A 19,008-nucleotide genomic window follows, 5' to 3' on the forward strand; every position below is an offset into this window, starting at 1 on the left:
ACATTATGATCAAGAAACCTGTTACTATTCGAACGAATATGGATATGGAATCACGTCCCATTGCCCATCTCGTCCAGGAAGCAAGCCAGTATGCAAGCCATGTGTATATTGAGATGGAAGATAAGAAAATCAACGCGAAAAGCATTATGGGAATGATGAGCCTGGATTTGTTAGAAGGCACCAGTCTGACGATAGTTGCAGATGGCGAGGACGAGGAAAACGCGGTGAATGGCGTAGGAGCTTTTCTTGAAAACTGCAAATAGTATTACATAGATGTAAGACAAATGGAGGGCATGAGTTGTCATGCCCTTTTTTTCAACATCGGGGAGGAGATTGCTGTGAAGAGAATGTTGTTTATCTACAATCCTCATGCGGGGAAGGAATTGATCAAACCCAAACTTTCTGATATTATCGATCTTTTCGTAAAGGCGGGTTATGAGGTGGTGACCTATCCTACACAGTCCTATCGGGACGCGTACCGGAAGGTGAAAAAATATAAGTCCGGCGCCTATGATCTTGTGGTGTGCAGCGGAGGAGACGGAACAATTGATGAGATAGTGACTGGAATGATGCACAGAGGGGAAAAAGTCCCGATCGGATATATTCCGACAGGGACTACCAATGATTTCGCCAACAGCCTTCATATTCCCAAGGGACTTCTTCGGGCGGCGGATAACGCGGTAAATGGTACAGCTTTTCCCTGCGATGTGGGAAAATTCAACGATGACTTTTTCGTATATATTGCGGCTTTTGGGCTTTTTACAGATGTTTCCTACGAGACAAAGCAGGCGGTGAAAAATGTGCTTGGGCATCTGGCTTATGTGCTGGAAGGGACGAAGCGGCTGTTTAATGTACCTTCCTATCGGATCAAGGTGACTCACGACGGAGAGGCCATAGAGGATGAGTTTATATTTGGAATGGTGACCAACTCCCGCTCTGTGGGAGGGTTCCGCAATATGATCGGCAAGAAAGTGGTGTTTGACGACGGCCTTTTTGAAGTGACGCTGATCAAGACGCCGAAGAATCCGATTGCGCTCCAGGAGATCGTAGCCGCCCTTTTGATTGAGCAAGTGGATACAAAGCATATGTATTCTTTCCGCAGCGGAAAGGTGACGTTTGAATCTCTCGAAGAGATACCCTGGACGCTGGACGGGGAGTTTGGAGGCAATCATGATTTTGTCACCGTTGAAAATTTAAAAAAACAGCTTCAGATCATGGTTCCAACAGACTGTGTGGAACAGCTGACCGCAGAGCCGGACCAGTTTAAGGCAGAGGCTGAGACAAAGGAAGAAGAGGAATAAGAAATGGAAAAGAGAGAGAAGTTTTCATCCAGGATGGGGTTCATCCTGATTTCAGCGGGCTGCGCTATCGGTCTTGGGAATGTATGGCGCTTCCCGTATATTACGGGGGCATATGGGGGAGGAGCCTTTGTCCTGATGTACCTGTTTTTCCTTTTAGTCCTGGGACTCCCTATCGTAGTTATGGAGTTTGCGGTGGGAAGAGGAAGCCAGAAAAGTTCCGCCATGTCCTTTAATGTGCTGGAGCCAAAGGGAACGAAATGGCATATTTTCAGATATTTTACTATGGCGGGCAATTTTTTGCTGATGATGTTTTATACAACGATCGCCGGATGGATGCTGGCATACTTTTTTAAAATGCTTTTCGGGGAATTTGCCGGAGCTGATACAAAACAAGTAGAAGCGATCTTTGGAGAACTGACCTCCAACCGAAATGAGATGCTCTTTTGGATGGTGCTGATCTGCCTGATCGCGCTGCTGATCTGTTCCATGGGATTGGAGAAAGGAGTAGAGAAGATCACAAAAGTAATGATGAGCAGCCTTTTTGTGATCCTCTTGATTCTGGTGGTCCGGGCGGTAAGCCTTCCGGGAGCCGCTGAAGGGCTGGAATTCTATTTGAAGCCGGATCTGGGGAAGATCAAAGAGGCGGGGCTTTCGGAGGCGGTCTTTGCGGCAATGGGACAGTCCTTTTTTACATTGAGTGTGGGGGCTGGCTCTCTTGCGATATTTGGGAGTTATATCGGGAAGGAACGAAGTCTGACAGGAGAAGCGGTGAGCATTACCTTGCTGGATACCTGCGTGGCGGTTCTGTCCGGCTTGATCATCTTTCCCGCTTGTTTCGCGTTTGGCGTAAACCCAGGGGAAGGTCCTGGATTGGTGTTCGTCACGCTTCCAAACGTATTTCGTGAAATGCCGGGAGGAAGGCTGTGGGGAAGCCTGTTCTTTCTCTTTATGACATTTGCGGCGCTGTCGACGGTGATCGCTGTATTCCAGAATATCATTCAGTACGCGCTGGATCTGTGGGGGTGGGAGCTGCGTAAATCCGTCCTTGTAAATGGAATCCTGCTGATTTTGCTGAGTATCCCCTGTGTGCTGGGGCTGACAGACTGGTCTGGCTTTACCGTTGGCGGAAAGAATATTATGGATTTGGAAGATTTTATTGTGAGCAATAATCTCCTGCCTCTTGGGTCTGTGGTATACCTTCTGTTCTGCGTGACTCGCTGCGGGTGGGGCTGGGATAACTTTATCAAAGAGACCAATACGGGAAAAGGCCTGAAATTCCCGGCCTGCAAAGCAATCCGGTTCTATCTTACCTTTATTCTGCCGCTGATCATACTGGGAATCTTTATCCAAGGGTATCTGGGGATGATCTCTGGATAAAAGTAAGAGCGGCGAAAAAAATTGTGGATTTTGCAAAAAGTACTTGCCTAATTCAGATTTGTCTGTTATACTAGGCAAGTACGATATGAAATGGCTCCGTGGTCAAGAGGTCAAGACGCTAGCCTCTCACGCTGGAATCAGGGGTTCGATTCCCCTCGGAGTCACTGAAAAAGTCCGTTTTTACGGGCTTTTTTTGCATGCTTTTTTTGCGTGGTACAGGATCGTTTACAAGTTTTTTACACAGGCTTTACGGAAAACAGATGGAATCCCTTACGAAAATAAAGGAAAATAAAAGAAAACATATCATCTGGATTTGATATAAAGCAGGAGGAAGTCGAGATGAATACAGGAGGGCGACTGAAAAAAATTTTTTTAAGTATCTTGGCTGCGCTGATGCTTCTGACAGGCTGTGGAGTCGGTGAGAGGGAAGGCGCTCAAACCGCCTCGGAGGATAACCGTAAGACAGACCAGGAACAGGAGATCACCCGTGTACCAGGCGGCCAGATTCGCATTTTATCAGGCTCTGAAAACCAGGAGTTGGAAGAGATCATCCAAGAGTGCGGTGAAGCGACAGGAGTAGAGATTCAGATGGAATATAAGGGCTCCGTAGATATCATGCGGGAACTGGAAAACGGAGCGCAGGATTACGATGCTGTATGGCCTGCCAGCAGCATCTGGGTATCTATGGGTGATACGGGACACTTGATCAAGCACAGCCAATCTGTTTCCATGACGCCGGTGGTATTCGGTATTCGGGAGAGTCTGGCGGAGGAACTTGGATTTGTGGGAAAAGACGTGTCGGTCAACGACATTCTGACGGCAATCCGAGACGGAAAGATGCGCTTTTGCATGACTAGCGCCACTCAGTCTAACTCCGGCGCCAGCGCCTATATCGGTTTTCTCTATGCGCTGCTTGACAAACAGGAGGGGCTTAAGGCAGAAGATCTTCAGGATCCGGAGCTTAAGGCAGATATTACGGAACTCTTAAGCGGTGTGGAGCGAAGCTCCGGCAGTTCAGACTGGCTCAAAGATATGTTCCTGGATGGGGACTATGATGCCATGGTTAACTATGAGTGTCTGATCATTGACGCTAACAGGCAGATGGTGGAGGAAGGAAAAGAGCCGCTGTATGTGGTCTATCCCTACGACGGTCTGTCCATTGCAGACTCGCCGCTGGGTTATGTGGATCATGGGGACAGTGAAAAAGAAGAGGCATTCCTTGCGGTTCAGGAATACCTGATGTCGGAGCAGGCTCAGAAGAAGATCGAGGCTACGGGCCGCAGGATCAGCGCCAATGGCGTATCAGAAGAAAATCAGAATGTGTTTAACAGTGACTGGGGGATCGATACCGAGAGGATCCTGTCGCCCATCCAGATGCCTGAGGCTTCGGTTCTGACCGAAGCATTGAATGTATACCAGACCAGTTTTAAGAAACCATCGCTGAATATTTATTGCCTGGACTTTTCCGGCAGTATGGCGGGAACAGGAGAGGGACAGCTCAAAGAAGCTATGTCGCAGATCCTTTTGCAGGAAAATGCCAGAAAGAATTTTCTCCAGGCAAATGCGGGGGAAGTCAATCAGGTGATTTTTTTCGATGATACGATTCTGGGCATAGAGGCGGCTGCTGATGATTCTGACGAAGCATTGGCGGAGCTGAATCAGAAGGTGGCGGATTTCCAGATCGCGGGCGGCACGGATGTTTATCGGGCGGCGGCGGAAGCTCTGGAGATTGCCTCCGGATACAATCTGGAGAACTATACGCCGGCTATCATTCTGATGACCGATGGTCGATCCAACTACAATTACAGTAATTTTGAAGAAGTCTGGAGCCAGTACGGAGAAGAAATCCCGATTTTCTCCATTACCTTCGGAGACGCCGATCCAAGCCAGCTGGAGGAACTGGCCCAAATAAGCGGGGGGCGGGTATTTGACGGTACCCAGGATCTGACGGCAGCGTTCCGCAGCGTGAAAGGATATAACTAAGATATGAAGAGAAACTGGAAAGAAATCGTCAGCATTGCAGCTTCGGCGGGACTGGCTCTGGGAGTATTCCTGGGGCTTCTTGCGGGGCTTGGCTGGAATCTTCTGTTATGTATGGGACTGGCCCTCGCCTCCTATCCGGGATTTCTGCTGGTGCTGCGGCCGGTGAAAAAAATCGGCAGGATCGAGGTGGAAACGATCGGAAACGGAGAACTGCTCCACGAAAGACTGCAGGAAGCGGGCTCTGACTACCGGAGAATGAGGAAGGCGGCAGATAAGATTCTGGATCCTGTGTTAAAAAGAGACGTTCAGTCCCTGCTTGCGACAGCTGAAAGTATTTTAAAGTTTCTGACAGATAATCCGAAGAAAATATCATCGGCTAGGCGTTATATCGATTACTATCAGGAAACCGCCGCAAATGTGCTGGAAAACTATGTAGAACTGCAGGACAGCAGGCTTGCCACCAGGGAAGCGCAGAAAATACTCCAAAATACCGCGGAGGCGGTAGCAACGCTGAAAGGAGCGTTCCAGATGCAGTTTGAAAAGCTGCTGCAAAACGAATTGATGGATATGGAGGCGGATCTGAATCTTTTGAAACAGACCCTCCGTTCGGAAGGATATACAGAGATAAGCAAAGAAAGAAAGCAGGAAAGCGAATGAAGAAAAAAATCATAGGGCTGATCGTTCTGGCCTGTGTGATGGGTGTCATTGGCGGCATCTACCTTTTGACCGGCGGCACCGGAGATCTGGGAGGAGAAAACCAGGAAGAAAAACAGACGGAAAGGGAAGACGGGCCGGCCGTTCAGGTCAGCGGATACATAGGCGGAGAAAAGGCGGGATTTCTGGAAGACGAAGAAGTGCTGGAAATCCTGAGGAAAGATTATGGTCTGGAGGTGGATTACTCAAAAGCCGGATCGTTGGATATGATGACGGCGGATCTGACCGGACGCAATTATCTGTTCCCTTCCAGCAGTATTGCTTTGGAATATTACGAAGAACTTCATGGATCGCCCAAGCAGAGCGAGATTATTCTAAACACTCCTATCGTGCTCTACACACACAAGATTGTCCTGGAGGCCTTTGAACAGCAGGGAATGATCACTAAGGACGAGGATGTCAATTATGTGGATATGAACAAGCTGTTGGAACTGATCCGGACCGATACCAAATGGACAGACATTGGTGTGCCGGAATTATACGGCAGTGTGTCTGTAGATACCACAGACCCGGCCAAATCCAACTCTGGAAATATGTTTGCCGCCCTGCTGGCGGACGTATTAAACGGCGGACAGACTCTGACCCCGGAAAGCGTAGATGAGGTTTTGCCTGAACTGCAGGCTATTTTTGGCAAGCTGGGGTATATGGAGACCTCTTCCGCGGATCTGTTCAGCCAGTTCCTACGGATGGGAGTAGGGGCGACACCTATCGCCGCCGGTTATGAGAGCCAGATTATCGAATACGCGCAGATGGAACCAGAGGCATACGAAGAGATCAAGGATGATGTAGTAGTCCTTTACCCGGCGCCTACGGTATGGTCAGCCCATGTGCTGATTGCAATGGACGAGAGCGGACAGACACTGCTGGAAGGCTTGCAGAATGAGAAGATACAGGAATTGGCCTGGAAGAAACATGGATTTCGCACCGGCAGCGCCGGCATCGCGCAGGGAGAGGCGAAAGCCTCAGGGATTGCAGATAGCGTGACCCAGGTGGCGCAGGTGCCCTCTTATGAGGTGATGAGGCGGATTATTGATGGATTGCAGTAGAGGGATGCGGCAGATCAGAGAAAGGCGATAGCAGAAGGGAAATCAGAGAAAGAGAAAGGGGAAAGAGATGGCAGAGATTACGTTAAGCGCGCTGAGAAAGCAAAGGACAGGGGCAGAAGGAAATACAGTGCTGATGGAAGAAAACACTCAGAAACTCCAGGAGCAGATTACGGCGCTTACCGATGAAGAACGGGCAAAAGTGGAGGAGATCAAAGATCAGATCGATCTGACAGACGCCCAGATGCTGATGCAGTATGGTTCCGGCGCAAAGCAGAATATAGCGGATTTTTCCGAGAATATTTTAAATAACGTAAGAAATAAGGATACCGGATACATCGGGGAATTAATGGTCGGCCTGGTGTCCAGCGTGCAGGGACTGGATTTTGAGTCCCTGGAAAAAGAATCCGGCATCATGGGCATTTTCAAAAAGGCGGAGGCGAAAGTAAAGAAATTCATGATGCAGTATGAGAAACTGGAGATGCAAGTGGATAAGATCGAGGGGAAACTGGATGAGGCAAGGATGGAGATGCTCAAAGATATCGGTATGCTAGACACCATGTATGAGAAAAATCTTTCCTATTTCCGCCAGCTGCAGCTTTATATCGCGGCCGGGGAAGAAAAACTAAAAGAAGTGCGGGAACAGACTATCCCAGCGCTTCGCCGGGAGGCGGAAGCAAGCAAGGATCCTATGAACGCTCAGGTGGTAAAAGATTTTGAGGATACGGTAGGACAGTTTGAGAAAAAGCTTCACGACCTGAAAATCAGCAGGACTATTGCCATTCAGACGGCGCCTCAGATAAGACTGGTGCAGAATAATGATAAGCTGCTGGCAGACAAGATCCAGACTGCTATCCAGGAGACGATTCCTCTGTGGAAGAGCCAGATAGTCATGGCACTTGGACTATACCGGCAGCAGGAAGCACTGAAGCTGCAAAGAGATATTACAGATGCGACCAATCAGCTGCTTTTGAAAAATTCGGAAACACTAAAGCAGAACACACTGGACGTGGCAAGAGAAACGGAACGGGGGATTGTGGATATCGCCACATTGAAAAAAGCCAATGAAAATCTGGTCGCCACCATGAATGAAGCGGTGAAGATACAGCAGGACGGAAGAAAGAAACGCCAGGAGGCGGAAGCTGAACTGGAAAAGCTGGAGCAGGATATTCGGAAGTCTCTTATGGCCGGATAATCGAATTTTTTATTAGACGACGGATAGGGCAGCTCCGATAGGTGCGTAGAGTGTCTAAACTATACTGGAGTTTTTTGATATTCTAGAGTATAATAAAAGAAATGTTCGATCAAAAAGGAGGAGAAAATATGGCTAGGTATGTGAGGGACATAGTATTGAATAAACCGGATGATTTTGTACAGTTCATTATGAATGACTATCTTCAGAAGAACCAATTTGCAATGTCCGATTGGAAGGGAGAACCGGCTTACCGCGCGGGAGACGCGATGGTAGAAGGCTTTAAGTACCTGAAATGGTCCTATAATAACGGCGTATTCCACCTGGAAGCATGGCTGAAAGGGACGGCCGGCGGTGAGTGGGACCTGGAGGGCTTTGTAGGAACTTTACAGAAGAAACCTTATAAAGACAGCCTGGAGCAGCTTTTTGTCACACTCAACCAGACGCTTCCAAATGACCCGCAGATGCAGGCGGCATCCAACATGGGGCCGCAGGACCCTGTTCAGAACCCGCAGGCAGCGGGACCTGGACCGCAGAATGGAGGCCCTCAGCCAACGGCGATTCCTGTGCAGACGGTGGACAATACGGGAGCGGCCACAATGGCGCTGGTATTTGGAATCCTAAGCGTAATCCTTGCTTTGGTCCTTCCTTTTGGAGGAATTATTTTGTCGGTTCTTGGATTTACAAGAGCAAGACTCGGTTCTGGATCAAGTAAGGCGGGAATGGCAAAAGCAGGCAAAATCCTATGTATCATTGGCCTGGTCGTGGCGGTCGTGAACTGGGGCCTGGGAATCCTTCTGGTGGTAACGGCGTAAATAAACGGAATAAGAAAAGGCGCTGTCCGTTATGCGGGCGGCGCCTTTTTACTTTGATTTTACCTAAGGCAGATGGAAGATATAACAAAAGAAACGTATAGTGAAAATAGAAAAATTTAAAAATATTATTACGGGAAGGAAATCTGAATGGGAAAAATCTATGTGCTTGATACCAATGTTCTGATCCAGGCGCCATATGCGCCGGCCTGTTTTGAGGAAAATGAAGTGATACTCCCGCTGGTGGTGCTGGAGGAGTTGGACAATCTGAAGAAAGACGAAGGAGAGCGGGGGGCGAATGTGCGCCGGGCAATCCGTTTTCTGGAGCAGATGCGCTCCAAAGGTAATCTGCTGGATGGGATCAGGATGGAAAATGAGGGGATCCTGAAAGTGGAGAAAAACTACCTGGATGTGGAGCTGCCGCCAGACCTTCCCGACTACAAATCGGACAATCGAATTCTAAAAGTATGTAAAGGGCTGTCTCAGTCCAGAGAAGAGCAGGTCACTCTGGTGACAAAGGATATCCTGCTTCGCATTAAGGCACAGATCCTGGGGATCCGGGCGGAAGATTTTACCACAGAACAGGTGGGAGAGCATGAGACGCAATATCAGGGCAGGATTCAGGTGTATGTGCCGGAAGAGGCTTTTAAAGATTTTAAGAAAAAGGGGATCAGCGCAGAGCTGGTCTATTGTATGGATGAAGACGGGAAAGCGTGGGTGCCGGAATTGTTTGAAAATGAGTTTGTAATTTTAAAGGCAGATCAGTCCCACAAAAAAACCCAGCTTGGAAGAGTGGAGAAAGGGATGATCCGGAAGCTGGATTACAGGAAAAGCACGCCTTATGGGGTAAAGCCAAGGAACGCCGGGCAGTATTTTATCCAGGAAGCGCTGATGCAGCCGGCGGAAAAGGCGCCTCTGGTGATCATCAAGGGAATTGCCGGAACCAGTAAGACCTTTTATTCTCTGGCGGTAGGGCTGGAAAAAATGCTGAATCACTATACCGGGGAATACCGGAGGATTCTGATCTGCCGGCCAAACGCGCAGTTTGATTCTGAAATAGGCTTTCTGCCGGGCAATGAGCAGGAGAAGATTTCTCCTCTCTTACGTCCGGTGATCGATAATTTGGAACAATTGGTAGATTCCGATGAAAAGGAAAGATACAGCAGTGAGACGGAACTGTCCGGGAAAATAGAAGAAATCTTTGAGAGAGGAATCATCCAGGCGGAGGCTATGAACTTTATCCGAGGAAGATCCATCGTAAAGACCTATCTGATCATAGATGAAGCGCAGAATATGACGCCCGCTCAGGTGAAGGGAATTATTACACGGGCGGGAAAAGATACGAAGATCATCCTTCTGGGAGATCCGGGGCAGATAGATCGGCCCTTCTTAGATGAACGGACAAACGGGTTGAGTTATGCGGCGGAACATATGAAGGGAAGCCCTCTGTGCTGGCAGATCACGCTGACGCCTGAGGAGTGTGAAAGGTCAGAATTAGCAGTGGATGCGGTCCAGAGGCTATAGAGAAAAATTCCGCGGAAGGTGACACGGGAAATTTTGGGGCGCCTTCCGCTTTTGATTATAGAAAGACAGGAGCAGAGAATACGAGTGATCAGTTATAAAGATATTAAAAAAAATGAAGAGATAAACGCATTGATCGAAAAAGGCAATGATGTCCTGTATGAGCTGGGATACACGGAACACTCCAAGAAGCATGCCGCCAGAGTCGCCCAGCGGGCAGGAGAGATCCTTGAAAAACTAGAATTTGACAAACATGAGGTAGAACTTGCGAAGATCGCGGGATATATGCATGATATCGGCAACTGCGTCAACCGGAATGACCATGCCCACAGCGGCGCTGTCCTGGCCTATCAGGTGTTGAAAGATTTGAGCTTTCCGATGAATGATATTCTTACGGTGGTGACGGCCATCGGTCACCATGACGAAGAGACAGGGACGGCGGTAGACGCGGTGTCGGCGGCGCTTATCCTGGCAGATAAAACAGATGTGAGAAGGAACCGGGTACAGAACAGAACGCCTGCCAATTTCGATATCCATGACCGGGTGAATTACGCGGCTTTGAAAGCCGCGTTGGAATTAAAAGAAGAAAAGAAAGTGATTCAAATGAATCTGGAACTGGATGACGAGATCTGTACCGTAATGGATTATTTTGAGATTTTTCTCCAGCGTATGCTCATGTGCCGGCGGGCGGCAGAAGTGCTGGGCTGCCGGTTTAAGCTGGTGGCCAATGGGAATAAATTATGTTAAGCTGGGGCGAGATCAAAAGGGTGTCTGCCCAGACGGCTTTTTGCCTGATCTGGACAGTTCCAAATCAATCGTTGGCCGGGCAGATTTCAATCCAGTATCCGTCAGGATCGCTGATGAAATAAATACCCATCTCGGGGTTTTCGAAGCAGACGCAGTTCATTTCCCGATGCAGGGCAAGCGCCGTCTCCATGTCATCCACCTTCATGGCGAGGTGAGATTCATTATCTCCCAGATCATAAGGGCGGTCCATGTCTCTTAACCAGGTCAGCTCCAGAAGATGCGGCGTGGTTTCATCCCCCATGAATACTAATTTGAAACTTCCGTCTTCAGCGGTTTTCTCTCTTGTGACGGAAAGTCCCAGGGCTTTTTTGTAAAACTCTACCGCCTTGTCCAGATCCAGGACATTAATATTATTATGATAGAAAGTAAATTTCATTTGCATAGATCCTCCTTGATTCTTTTTGGAAACACAAAATAAGTATATCATTTGTGGCAGAAGAAAAAAAGATGTGTTATAATCAAGAAACAACACTTCAGAATGGAGAAAGAATATGTCGGTGAAAGTTGAGGTCCGGATGGATGCAAAATCAATGGCGGATTTTATGGTATATCATATTTTCTCAGGGAAAGCGGGAGTCATGGCGCTGATTCTGGGAGGGCTGAACGTTGGGTGTACTGTTTCGTTTGTGCTGCGGGGAAATTACGGGATGGCAGGACTATTTCTTGCTTTTGCGGTCCTTGTTCTGGCGGGGTTTCCGTATATAATCCGCAGGAAAGTAATAAGGCAGGTGGAGGCATCTGAGCGGCTGCGGGCTCCGGTAACGTATACCTTTGATGAAGAAGGAATTGAGACAGTGAGAGAAGATGACAGCGGAAAGGCTTCCTGGGATGTGTTTCAGAAGGCGGTATCCAGGAAAAGAATCCTTATCTTATACGATGCGGCCAAGCATGCGATTGTTCTGCCGGTAGACCAGTTGGGAGAAAACTACAGGCCTGTTGTGGATATGATCCGGGCGCATATGCCTGCAAAAGCCATGAAGATCCGTCCGGTGACGGTGGAGGAGAAAGGGGTTTCAGATGATCCGGGAGACAAACAGTGAGAAAGAAACATATGAACTAGGATTCCAAATGGGAACGGAAGCCAGGCCGGGAGATGTGTATACGCTGGTTGGCGACCTGGGGGTTGGCAAGACGGTTTTTACACAGGGGCTGGCTGCCGGGTTAGAAGTTGCGGAACCAGTCAACAGTCCTACATTTACGATCATGCAGGTATATGAGGAAGGGCGTCTGCCCTTCTATCATTTTGACGTTTACCGGATCGGAGATGCAGAAGAGATGGAAGAAATCGGGTATGAAGACTATTTCTACGGGAAGGGCGTCTGCCTGATCGAGTGGGCGGATCTGATCGAAGAACTTCTGCCGGAACATTACACGGAGATAAAGATTGAAAAAAACCTGGAAAAGGGATTTGATTATCGGAGGATCAGCATATGCGAATATTAGCGCTGGATAGTTCGGGACTGGTGGCAAGCGTGGCTCTTGTAGAAGGAGACGGAGATATCCGTACAGAACAGATTATCGCGGAATATACAGTGAATTATAAAAAGACGCACTCACAGACGCTTCTGCCGATGTTGGATGAGATTGTAAAAATGACGGAGACGGATCTGGAAAGCATCGATGCGATCGCGGTAGCGGCAGGACCCGGATCGTTTACTGGTCTGCGCATTGGATCTGCCACAGCAAAAGGTCTTGGCCTTGCGCTTTCGAAACCATTGATCCATGTCCCCACATTGGAAGGACTTGCCTGCAATCTATTCGGTTGTGAGGGGATCGTCTGTCCCATCATGGATGCTAGAAGAAGGCAGGTCTATACAGGAATCTATCGATTTGAAGAAGGACGCCTTAAGGTGCTGAGAGACCAGATGGCTGTCGGGATTGAGGAACTGGGCGGATATTTGAAGGAATATGAAGAGAAGGTTACCTTTCTGGGAGACGGTGTGCCGGTTTTTGGAGGAGACTTGGAACATACGATCATGAAGGGAAGAAAAATCGCCTTTGCGCCAGCCAATATGAACCGCCAGAGGGCTGCTTCAGTAGGCGTTAGGGGAATTCAGTATTATCTGGAAGGCAAGATGGAGACGGCGGCGGAACATCGGCCGGACTATCTGAGAATGTCCCAGGCTGAGAGGGAGAGAAAGGAGCGGCTGAAAAATGATCCGGTTTCAATGTGACTATGGAGAAGGAGCGCATCCTTCTATTTTAAAAAGGCTGGAAGAGACCAATATGGAGCAGACAGCAGGATATGGAGAAGATCCCTACTGTGAAAGCGCAAGGAGGAAAATCCGGGAATTGTGTGAAAGCCCGGAAGCGGACGTGCATTTCCTGGTGGGAGGGACTCAAACGAATTTTACGGTGATCAGCGCCATCCTGCGCCCGCACCAAGGGGTGCTGGCGGCCCAGAGCGGTCATATCAATGTTCATGAAACGGGAGCGGTGGAGGCCACAGGGCATAAGGTTCTTACGCTGCCAAGCACGGACGGGACGATCTGCGCGGACCAAGTGCGGGAAATCTGGAAGGAGCACTGGGAGGATGCGAATCATGAACATGTCGTACAGCCGGGAATGGTCTATATCTCTCATCCTACGGAAAACGGAACCCTGTACTCCAAAGAGAAGCTGACGGAATTGTCCAAGGCGTGCCAAGAACTGGGACTTCCGTTATTTTTGGATGGAGCCAGACTGGGATATGGGCTGATGGCGGAGACCTCGGATCTGACTTTGGCGGATGTGGCAGAGCTGACAGATGTTTTCTATATTGGAGGAACAAAAGTAGGCGCTTTGTTTGGCGAAGCGGTAGTGATTACCAATCCGGCCTTGAAACAGGACTTCCGCTATCTGATCAAGCAGCGGGGAGGAATGCTGGCAAAAGGACGGCTCCTTGGCCTGCAGTTTGAGACGCTTTTTACCGACGGCCTGTATTTTGAGCTTGGAAAACGGGCGGATGAATTGGCGCTGCGGTTAAAGAAGGCATTTTTAGACAAAGGCTATGGACTGGCCTATGATTCCTATACAAATCAGCAGTTTCCAATCCTTCCCGAAGAACACTTGGAGAAATTAAGAGAGAAGTATGCCTTTGGCTTCTGGGAGGACGCAGGAGAAGGGCGCCAGGCCGTCCGGTTCTGTACAAGCTGGGCGACAACGGAAGAAGCGGTGGAAAGCCTGATCCGGGACATCCAAGGATTGTAAGATGATCAAGATAAGAGAGATCCAAAGAGTGGAACTGGAAGAAGTGGCAAAACTGGAACAGACGATCTTCCCGGACGCATGGAGCCTGGGGAGTCTTGAAGAGACCTTCGAGCAGGAGCGGACGTTGCTTTTGGGCGCCTGGATGAAAGAGACGCTGGCTGGTTATCTGATCCTGTATTATGTATTGGATGAAGGAGAGATCGCCAGGATCGCGGCGGCGCCTGCAGCCAGGAGGAAGGGCGTAGGGAGCAGCCTGCTTGAGGAACTGGAAAACAGATGCGGGGAGATCAAAGTCCAAAGACTTCTGCTGGATGTAAGAGCGGGGAACGAAACCGCCAGAAGCTTTTATAGGGGTCACGGCTTCCAGGAAGATGGCAAGCGGAAAAATTTTTATACGAACCCTGTGGAAGATGGGATTCTTATGAGCAAGGATCTTGGAAATGGACATTGACGTCTGTCCACATGCGGGAGCTGTTATAGAAAATAACTGGCAGTTCTGTCAGCAGTTCCCACTAGGAATAAACCTGGCGGGCGGATATAATGGAGGCGTAACAGTAAGACAAGACGATTTTGATATATACAGGAGGAATCGTATGCGCCAATATGAGACAAAGGTCAGAGAGACGAAAGAGATCAGCAAGATCATATGCAATAAATGCGGACGTAAGATTCCGGTGATTGAAGGGGTTCCCAGGGAGGATTTCCTGGAAGTGGAAAAACGCTGGGGATATTTTTCCGGAAAAGACGGCCAGATAGACCGGTTTGATCTGTGTGAGAAATGCTATGATGAGCTTGTAAAAAGTTTTCGGATCAAAATGGGAGATTGAGGAATAAAAAATGTTAGATGTATGTTTGCTTGGAACAGGAGGCATGATGCCTCTGCCGTACCGCTGGCTGACAGCGCTTATGGCGAGATATAACGGCAGCAGTCTTTTGATCGACTGCGGCGAGGGGACGCAGATAGCCATTAAGGAGCGGGGCTGGAGTTTTAAGCCCATCGATGTGATTTGTTTTACCCACTATCACGGAGATCATATCAGCGGACTTCCGGGGCTGCTTCTTACAATGGGAAATGCGGATCGGACAGAACCATTGACGCTGATCGGGCCCAAAGGGCTGGAGCGGGTGGTGAACGCTCTTCGGGTCATTGCCCCGGAATTGCCGTTTCCAATCAAATATGTTGAGATTGCCGGGCCGGAGCAGACATTCGAATTGAATGGCTACCGGCTGAAGGCGTTTCGGGTCAACCATAATGTGATCTGTTACGGATATACAATGGAAATAGACCGGGCCGGGAAGTTCGACGTGGAGCGGGCGAATAAGGCGGGAATCCCCAAACATTTCTGGGGAACTCTGCAAAAGGGAGAAACGGTGGAAGAAGACGGGAAAATCTACACTCCGGATATGGTGCTTGGACCGCCCAGAAAAGGACTGAAAATCACCTATTGTACCGATACCCGTCCAACAGATTCCATCCGGGAGAATGCCAGGGGCGCGGATTTATTTGTATGTGAAGGAATGTATGGAGAGAAGGACAAGCAGAAGAAAGCCAAAGAATATAAGCACATGACCTTCTATGAAGCGGCGCAGATCGCCCAAGAAGCCGATGTGGGAGAAATGTGGCTGACACATTACAGTCCGTCTCTGAACAGACCGGAAGAGTATATGGACGAGGTGAAGAAAATCTTTCCGCGGGCGGTGGCGGCGAAAGACGGCCGTACGATGGAACTGGTTTTTTCAGATTAGACAGGGAGAAACGAAAAATATGAAGGATAATTTGATTCTGGCAATTGAAAGTTCCTGCGATGAGACAGCGGCGGCTGTTGTGAAAAATGGACGGGAGGTTCTTTCCAATGTGATTTCTTCGCAGATCGATCTGCATACCCTTTATGGCGGAGTGGTTCCGGAGATTGCCTCCAGAAAACATATTGAAAGGATCAACCAGATGATCGAAGAGGCTCTGAGAACCGCTGAAACCACACTGGACCAGATAACGGCGGTGGCAGTTACTTATGGGCCGGGGCTTGTGGGCGCTCTTCTTGTGGGAGTGGCAGAGGCGAAAGCGATCGCCTATGCTGCCGGGAAACCATTGGTAGGAGTCCATCACATTGAAGGCCATATTGCGGCTAACTTTATCGAGCACAAGGAATTGGAGCCTCCGTTTCTGTCGCTGGTGGTATCCGGAGGCCACACCCATTTGGTGAGAGTGGAGGATTACGGAGCATTTACGATCTTGGGAAGAACGAGAGATGATGCGGCCGGGGAAGCTTTTGACAAGGTGGCCAGAGCGATCGGCCTTGGTTATCCGGGAGGCCCTAAGATTGATAAAGTGTCGAAGGAAGGCGATTCGGACGCGATTTCATTTCCCAGAGCCCATGTGGAGGATGCCCCGTATGATTTCAGCTTCAGCGGCCTGAAGTCCGCGGTCCTGAATTATATCAATGGGTGCCGGATGAAGGGGCAGACTTTCCGGCAGGCAGATGTGGCGGCCTCCTTCCAGAAGGCAGTGACAGATGTTTTGGTGGAAAATGCCATGCGCGCGGTGGAAGAGTATCATGCGGATAAATTTGCCATCGCTGGCGGGGTCGCGGCCAATTCGGCGCTGCGGCAGGCAATGAAAGAAGCGTGTGAACAGCGGAATGTCAAACTGTATTATCCGTCCCCTGTTTACTGCACAGATAATGCGGCGATGATTGGGGCGGCCGGATATTATGAGTATCAAAAAGGGACCCGGCATGGCTGGGATCTCAATGCGGTTCCAAATCTGAAGCTGGGAGAACGTTAGAGGCTGGATACAGGGAGGACGGGCAGATGATCGAGAATAAAAAGCATTGCACGGCGGTAGTGCTGGCGGCCGGTCAGGGAAAGCGGATGGGAGCGCCGGTACAGAAACAATATATTGAATTGAAGGGAAACCCTCTGATCTGCTATACTCTTGCCGCTTTCCAGGAATCGGAGATTATTGACGATGTGGTGCTGGTAGTAGGAGAAGGGCAGGAAGACTACGTATATGACCAGATTGTGCGGAAATATCATTTTTATAAGGTCAAAGCCATTGTAAAAGGCGGGGAAGAACGCTATGCTTCTGTCTGGCAGGGACTGCGGGTGATCAAAAACGGCGCTGTTCCAGGAGTATATCCCGGCGGTTATATTTTCATCCATGACGGAGCCAGACCCTTCGTTGATAAAGGAATACTTGAGCGTGCCTATGAAACGGTGGATAAGTATAAAGCCTGTGTGGCGGGAATGCCAAGCAAAGATACGGTTAAGTTGGTGGATGAAAATGGATTTGCCCGTGTGACGCCCCAGAGAAAAGATGTATGGACGGTTCAGACGCCCCAAGTATTTGAGAGCGGCCTGATCATTGACGCATATTCTGCCCTGATGGGGGAAGAATGTATCAAAGTAACGGATGACGCTATGGTGGTAGAGCAGATGAGCGATACTCCGGTCAAATTATTTGAAGGTTCTTATGAAAATATCAAGATTACTACGCCAGAAGATTTGGAGATTGCGGAAGTGTTTCTAAAAAGAAGATTTGAATAAAAAAGATGAACAGAAAAATTGTAGATTTTGTATTGACGCTGGTTTTCGTGTGTGGTAAAATGTCAATTGTCGCTGAGAGCGTCAATGATTTATTATGGTATGGAGAGGTATCGAAGTGGTCATAACGAGGCGGTCTTGAAAACCGTTTGTCCGCAAGGGCGCGTGGGTTCGAATCCCACCCTCTCCGCTTGGAAACTGCCAGGCGGTGACGGCGGTTTTCATTATAAATAGGACGAGACATAAGTCAGTTCATTTGGAGAAGTACCCAAGTTGGCTGAAGGGGCTCCCCTGGAAAGGGAGTAGGTCGTTAATAGCGGCGCGAGGGTTCAAATCCCTCCTTCTCCGTTTAGTCAAGGATGACTGTCTGGAGCGGAAGTTTCAGACAGTTTTTTATGGCTAATGCCTGAGGGGATATCTTGTGGTAGGAATCTCAGGTAAAAACAATGTATAGTATCTGAAAAAGAATGTTGAAAAAAACTAAAAAAAAGATAGAAAAAGTCTTGACATCAAACGGCATTCAATGATATTATATCTAGGCTGACCCGTTAGGGGAGGCGAAAACGGACCTTGATAACTGAACAATAGACACCAACCCTGAAAGATTCTTAAGAGAAGATTCAGAGAACAGCTCCGGCCTGTGAGAGCAGGAGGGAGCGACCCAAGAACAGTAAAAGGGATAAGGAAGCTAGTAAGTTTTCTTGGACCTGGAACGAACTTGAACTTAAAGTCCTATCATAGATGGTTCCCGGAACTAAGGTTTGTGAACTACCAAACCTAAGGACCGGGAACTACCAACCGACTAAGGCGCCAAAAGACAGCGCCTAAGTCTATAGGCATTTTATACGAGAGTTTGATCCTGGCTCAGGATGAACGCTGGCGGCGTGCCTAACACATGCAAGTCGAGCGAAGCGCTTATCTTAGATTTCTTCGGAATGACGAGATCTGCGACTGAGCGGCGGACGGGTGAGTAACGCGTGGGTAACCTGCCCTGTACAGGGGGATAACAGTTAGAAATGACTGCTAATACCGCATAAGCCCACAGCTTCGCATGAAGCGGTGGGAAAAACTCCGGTGGTACAGGATGGGCCCGCGTCTGATTAGCTAGTTGGTGAGGTAAGAGCTCACCAAGGCGACGATCAGTAGCCGACCTGAGAGGGTGACCGGCCACATTGGGACTGAGACACGGCCCAAACTCCTACGGGAGGCAGCAGTGGGGAATATTGCACAATGGGGGAAACCCTGATGCAGCGACGCCGCGTGAGCGATGAAGTATTTCGGTATGTAAAGCTCTATCAGCAGGGAAGAAAGTGACGGTACCTGACTAAGAAGCCCCGGCTAACTACGTGCCAGCAGCCGCGGTAATACGTAGGGGGCAAGCGTTATCCGGATTTACTGGGTGTAAAGGGAGCGTAGACGGGAGAGCAAGTCTGAAGTGAAAGCCCAGGGCTCAACCCTGGGACTGCTTTGGAAACTGTTGACCTAGAGTGCTGGAGAGGTAAGTGGAATTCCTAGTGTAGCGGTGA

Annotated in this window: 20 protein-coding genes, 3 tRNA genes and 1 rRNA gene (1 of these 24 cut by a window edge); 23 read left to right on the forward strand and 1 reads right to left on the reverse strand. The window is 49.1% G+C overall.

From position 1 onward, the window contains the following. Nucleotides 1-5: 5 nt before the first annotated feature. The 11 genes from FND36_03135 (at nt 6) to FND36_03185 (ending at nt 10,690) form a co-directional block, all read left to right on the forward strand. Nucleotides 6-263, forward strand: coding sequence for an HPr family phosphocarrier protein (locus FND36_03135; GenBank protein QDW73126.1), 258 nt, complete (start codon nt 6-8; stop codon nt 261-263). Nucleotides 264-338: 75 nt separating this feature from the next. Next, entirely contained in the window at nt 339-1,301 is a 963-nt protein-coding gene (locus FND36_03140; protein QDW73127.1) for a YegS/Rv2252/BmrU family lipid kinase, read from the forward strand. A 3-nt stretch (nt 1,302-1,304) separates the two neighbouring features. Next, nucleotides 1,305-2,678 carry a sodium-dependent transporter gene (locus FND36_03145; GenBank protein QDW73128.1) on the forward strand — a complete coding sequence of 458 codons (1,374 nt, stop codon included), beginning with the start codon at nt 1,305-1,307 and terminating at the stop codon, nt 2,676-2,678. A gap of 92 nt (nt 2,679-2,770) precedes the next feature. Then, nucleotides 2,771-2,842 (forward strand) — tRNA-Glu (locus FND36_03150). A gap of 175 nt (nt 2,843-3,017) precedes the next feature. Next, entirely contained in the window at nt 3,018-4,661 is a 1,644-nt protein-coding gene (locus FND36_03155; protein ID QDW73129.1) for a VWA domain-containing protein, read from the forward strand. A gap of 3 nt (nt 4,662-4,664) precedes the next feature. Beyond that, entirely contained in the window at nt 4,665-5,318 is a 654-nt protein-coding gene (locus tag FND36_03160; GenBank protein ID QDW73130.1) for a hypothetical protein, read from the forward strand. After that, complete coding sequence (locus FND36_03165) at nt 5,315-6,421, forward strand: hypothetical protein (GenBank protein ID QDW73131.1); 1,107 nt, start codon at nt 5,315-5,317, stop codon at nt 6,419-6,421. The genes FND36_03160 and FND36_03165 overlap by 4 nt, the downstream gene beginning before the upstream one ends. A gap of 67 nt (nt 6,422-6,488) precedes the next feature. Continuing rightward, complete coding sequence (locus tag FND36_03170) at nt 6,489-7,613, forward strand: toxic anion resistance protein (GenBank protein QDW73132.1); 1,125 nt, start codon at nt 6,489-6,491, stop codon at nt 7,611-7,613. Between the two features lie 128 nt (nt 7,614-7,741). Then, nucleotides 7,742-8,425: a DUF4190 domain-containing protein gene (locus FND36_03175; protein QDW73133.1), complete on the forward strand. Its 684-nt coding sequence runs from the start codon at nt 7,742-7,744 to the stop codon at nt 8,423-8,425. A gap of 147 nt (nt 8,426-8,572) precedes the next feature. Further along, a complete protein-coding gene (locus tag FND36_03180; protein QDW73134.1) occupies nt 8,573-9,946 on the forward strand; it encodes a PhoH family protein in 1,374 nt (457 codons plus the stop codon). Nucleotides 9,947-10,024: 78 nt separating this feature from the next. Next, nucleotides 10,025-10,690, forward strand: a complete 666-nt coding sequence (locus tag FND36_03185; GenBank protein ID QDW75522.1) for an HD domain-containing protein — start codon at nt 10,025-10,027, stop codon at nt 10,688-10,690. Nucleotides 10,691-10,754: 64 nt separating this feature from the next. Here FND36_03185 and FND36_03190 read toward each other — a convergent pair whose 3' ends face one another. Then, nucleotides 10,755-11,126: a lactoylglutathione lyase gene (locus FND36_03190; protein QDW75523.1), complete on the reverse strand. Its 372-nt coding sequence runs from the start codon at nt 11,124-11,126 to the stop codon at nt 10,755-10,757. Between the two features lie 115 nt (nt 11,127-11,241). Here FND36_03190 and FND36_03195 point away from each other — a divergent pair, with 115 nt between their 5' ends. The 12 genes from FND36_03195 to FND36_03250 form a co-directional block, all read left to right on the forward strand. After that, nucleotides 11,242-11,790 carry a YcxB family protein gene (locus tag FND36_03195; GenBank protein ID QDW73135.1) on the forward strand — a complete coding sequence of 183 codons (549 nt, stop codon included), beginning with the start codon at nt 11,242-11,244 and terminating at the stop codon, nt 11,788-11,790. Then, nucleotides 11,768-12,193: a tRNA (adenosine(37)-N6)-threonylcarbamoyltransferase complex ATPase subunit type 1 TsaE gene (gene tsaE / locus FND36_03200; protein QDW73136.1), complete on the forward strand. Its 426-nt coding sequence runs from the start codon at nt 11,768-11,770 to the stop codon at nt 12,191-12,193. The genes FND36_03195 and tsaE overlap by 23 nt, the downstream gene beginning before the upstream one ends. Next, the gene (gene tsaB, locus FND36_03205; protein QDW73137.1) at nt 12,181-12,924 is read left to right on the forward strand and encodes a tRNA (adenosine(37)-N6)-threonylcarbamoyltransferase complex dimerization subunit type 1 TsaB; all 744 of its coding nucleotides are present in this window, start codon (nt 12,181-12,183) and stop codon (nt 12,922-12,924) included. Before tsaE ends, tsaB begins: the two co-directional genes overlap by 13 nt. After that, a complete protein-coding gene (locus FND36_03210; protein ID QDW73138.1) occupies nt 12,905-13,939 on the forward strand; it encodes an aminotransferase class I/II-fold pyridoxal phosphate-dependent enzyme in 1,035 nt (344 codons plus the stop codon). Before tsaB ends, FND36_03210 begins: the two co-directional genes overlap by 20 nt. A gap of 1 nt (nt 13,940) precedes the next feature. Continuing rightward, nucleotides 13,941-14,390 (forward strand): ribosomal-protein-alanine N-acetyltransferase, encoded by a 450-nt coding sequence (gene rimI, locus FND36_03215; protein QDW73139.1) that lies wholly within the window; start codon nt 13,941-13,943, stop codon nt 14,388-14,390. A gap of 142 nt (nt 14,391-14,532) precedes the next feature. Further along, nucleotides 14,533-14,766, forward strand: coding sequence for a hypothetical protein (locus FND36_03220; protein QDW73140.1), 234 nt, complete (start codon nt 14,533-14,535; stop codon nt 14,764-14,766). Between the two features lie 10 nt (nt 14,767-14,776). Next, nucleotides 14,777-15,685, forward strand: a complete 909-nt coding sequence (locus FND36_03225) for a ribonuclease Z (GenBank protein ID QDW73141.1) — start codon at nt 14,777-14,779, stop codon at nt 15,683-15,685. Between the two features lie 19 nt (nt 15,686-15,704). Then, nucleotides 15,705-16,724 (forward strand): tRNA (adenosine(37)-N6)-threonylcarbamoyltransferase complex transferase subunit TsaD, encoded by a 1,020-nt coding sequence (tsaD, locus tag FND36_03230; GenBank protein QDW73142.1) that lies wholly within the window; start codon nt 15,705-15,707, stop codon nt 16,722-16,724. Nucleotides 16,725-16,750: 26 nt separating this feature from the next. Beyond that, nucleotides 16,751-17,485, forward strand: a complete 735-nt coding sequence (gene ispD, locus FND36_03235) for a 2-C-methyl-D-erythritol 4-phosphate cytidylyltransferase (protein ID QDW73143.1) — start codon at nt 16,751-16,753, stop codon at nt 17,483-17,485. A 101-nt stretch (nt 17,486-17,586) separates the two neighbouring features. Further along, a tRNA-Ser gene (locus FND36_03240) sits at nt 17,587-17,672 on the forward strand. A 68-nt stretch (nt 17,673-17,740) separates the two neighbouring features. Then, nucleotides 17,741-17,830 (forward strand) — tRNA-Ser (locus FND36_03245). Between the two features lie 492 nt (nt 17,831-18,322). Next, nucleotides 18,323-19,008: ribosomal RNA gene (locus tag FND36_03250) — 16S ribosomal RNA — on the forward strand (it continues 855 nt past the right edge of the window).

The organism is Lachnospiraceae bacterium KGMB03038 (genome assembly GCA_007361935.1).
In the GTDB taxonomy this organism is placed as follows: domain Bacteria; phylum Bacillota; class Clostridia; order Lachnospirales; family Lachnospiraceae; genus Massilistercora.

What these genes read in the sequence shown, in the direction of transcription:
- FND36_03135 (QDW73126.1), top strand. Translation starts at nt 6, where the DNA reads ATGATCAAGAAACCTGTTACTATTCGAACGAATATGGATATGGAATCA.
- FND36_03145 (QDW73128.1), top strand. Translation starts at nt 1,305, where the DNA reads ATGGAAAAGAGAGAGAAGTTTTCATCCAGGATGGGGTTCATCCTGATT.
- FND36_03155 (QDW73129.1), top strand. Translation starts at nt 3,018, where the DNA reads ATGAATACAGGAGGGCGACTGAAAAAAATTTTTTTAAGTATCTTGGCT.
- FND36_03160 (QDW73130.1), top strand. Translation starts at nt 4,665, where the DNA reads ATGAAGAGAAACTGGAAAGAAATCGTCAGCATTGCAGCTTCGGCGGGA.
- FND36_03165 (QDW73131.1), top strand. Translation starts at nt 5,315, where the DNA reads ATGAAGAAAAAAATCATAGGGCTGATCGTTCTGGCCTGTGTGATGGGT.
- FND36_03170 (QDW73132.1), top strand. Translation starts at nt 6,489, where the DNA reads ATGGCAGAGATTACGTTAAGCGCGCTGAGAAAGCAAAGGACAGGGGCA.
- FND36_03175 (QDW73133.1), top strand. Translation starts at nt 7,742, where the DNA reads ATGGCTAGGTATGTGAGGGACATAGTATTGAATAAACCGGATGATTTT.
- FND36_03180 (QDW73134.1), top strand. Translation starts at nt 8,573, where the DNA reads ATGGGAAAAATCTATGTGCTTGATACCAATGTTCTGATCCAGGCGCCA.
- FND36_03190 (QDW75523.1), bottom strand. Translation starts at nt 11,126, where the DNA reads ATGAAATTTACTTTCTATCATAATAATATTAATGTCCTGGATCTGGAC.
- FND36_03195 (QDW73135.1), top strand. Translation starts at nt 11,242, where the DNA reads ATGTCGGTGAAAGTTGAGGTCCGGATGGATGCAAAATCAATGGCGGAT.
- tsaE (QDW73136.1), top strand. Translation starts at nt 11,768, where the DNA reads ATGATCCGGGAGACAAACAGTGAGAAAGAAACATATGAACTAGGATTC.
- tsaB (QDW73137.1), top strand. Translation starts at nt 12,181, where the DNA reads ATGCGAATATTAGCGCTGGATAGTTCGGGACTGGTGGCAAGCGTGGCT.
- FND36_03210 (QDW73138.1), top strand. Translation starts at nt 12,905, where the DNA reads ATGATCCGGTTTCAATGTGACTATGGAGAAGGAGCGCATCCTTCTATT.
- rimI (QDW73139.1), top strand. Translation starts at nt 13,941, where the DNA reads ATGATCAAGATAAGAGAGATCCAAAGAGTGGAACTGGAAGAAGTGGCA.
- FND36_03220 (QDW73140.1), top strand. Translation starts at nt 14,533, where the DNA reads ATGCGCCAATATGAGACAAAGGTCAGAGAGACGAAAGAGATCAGCAAG.
- FND36_03225 (QDW73141.1), top strand. Translation starts at nt 14,777, where the DNA reads ATGTTAGATGTATGTTTGCTTGGAACAGGAGGCATGATGCCTCTGCCG.
- tsaD (QDW73142.1), top strand. Translation starts at nt 15,705, where the DNA reads ATGAAGGATAATTTGATTCTGGCAATTGAAAGTTCCTGCGATGAGACA.
- ispD (QDW73143.1), top strand. Translation starts at nt 16,751, where the DNA reads ATGATCGAGAATAAAAAGCATTGCACGGCGGTAGTGCTGGCGGCCGGT.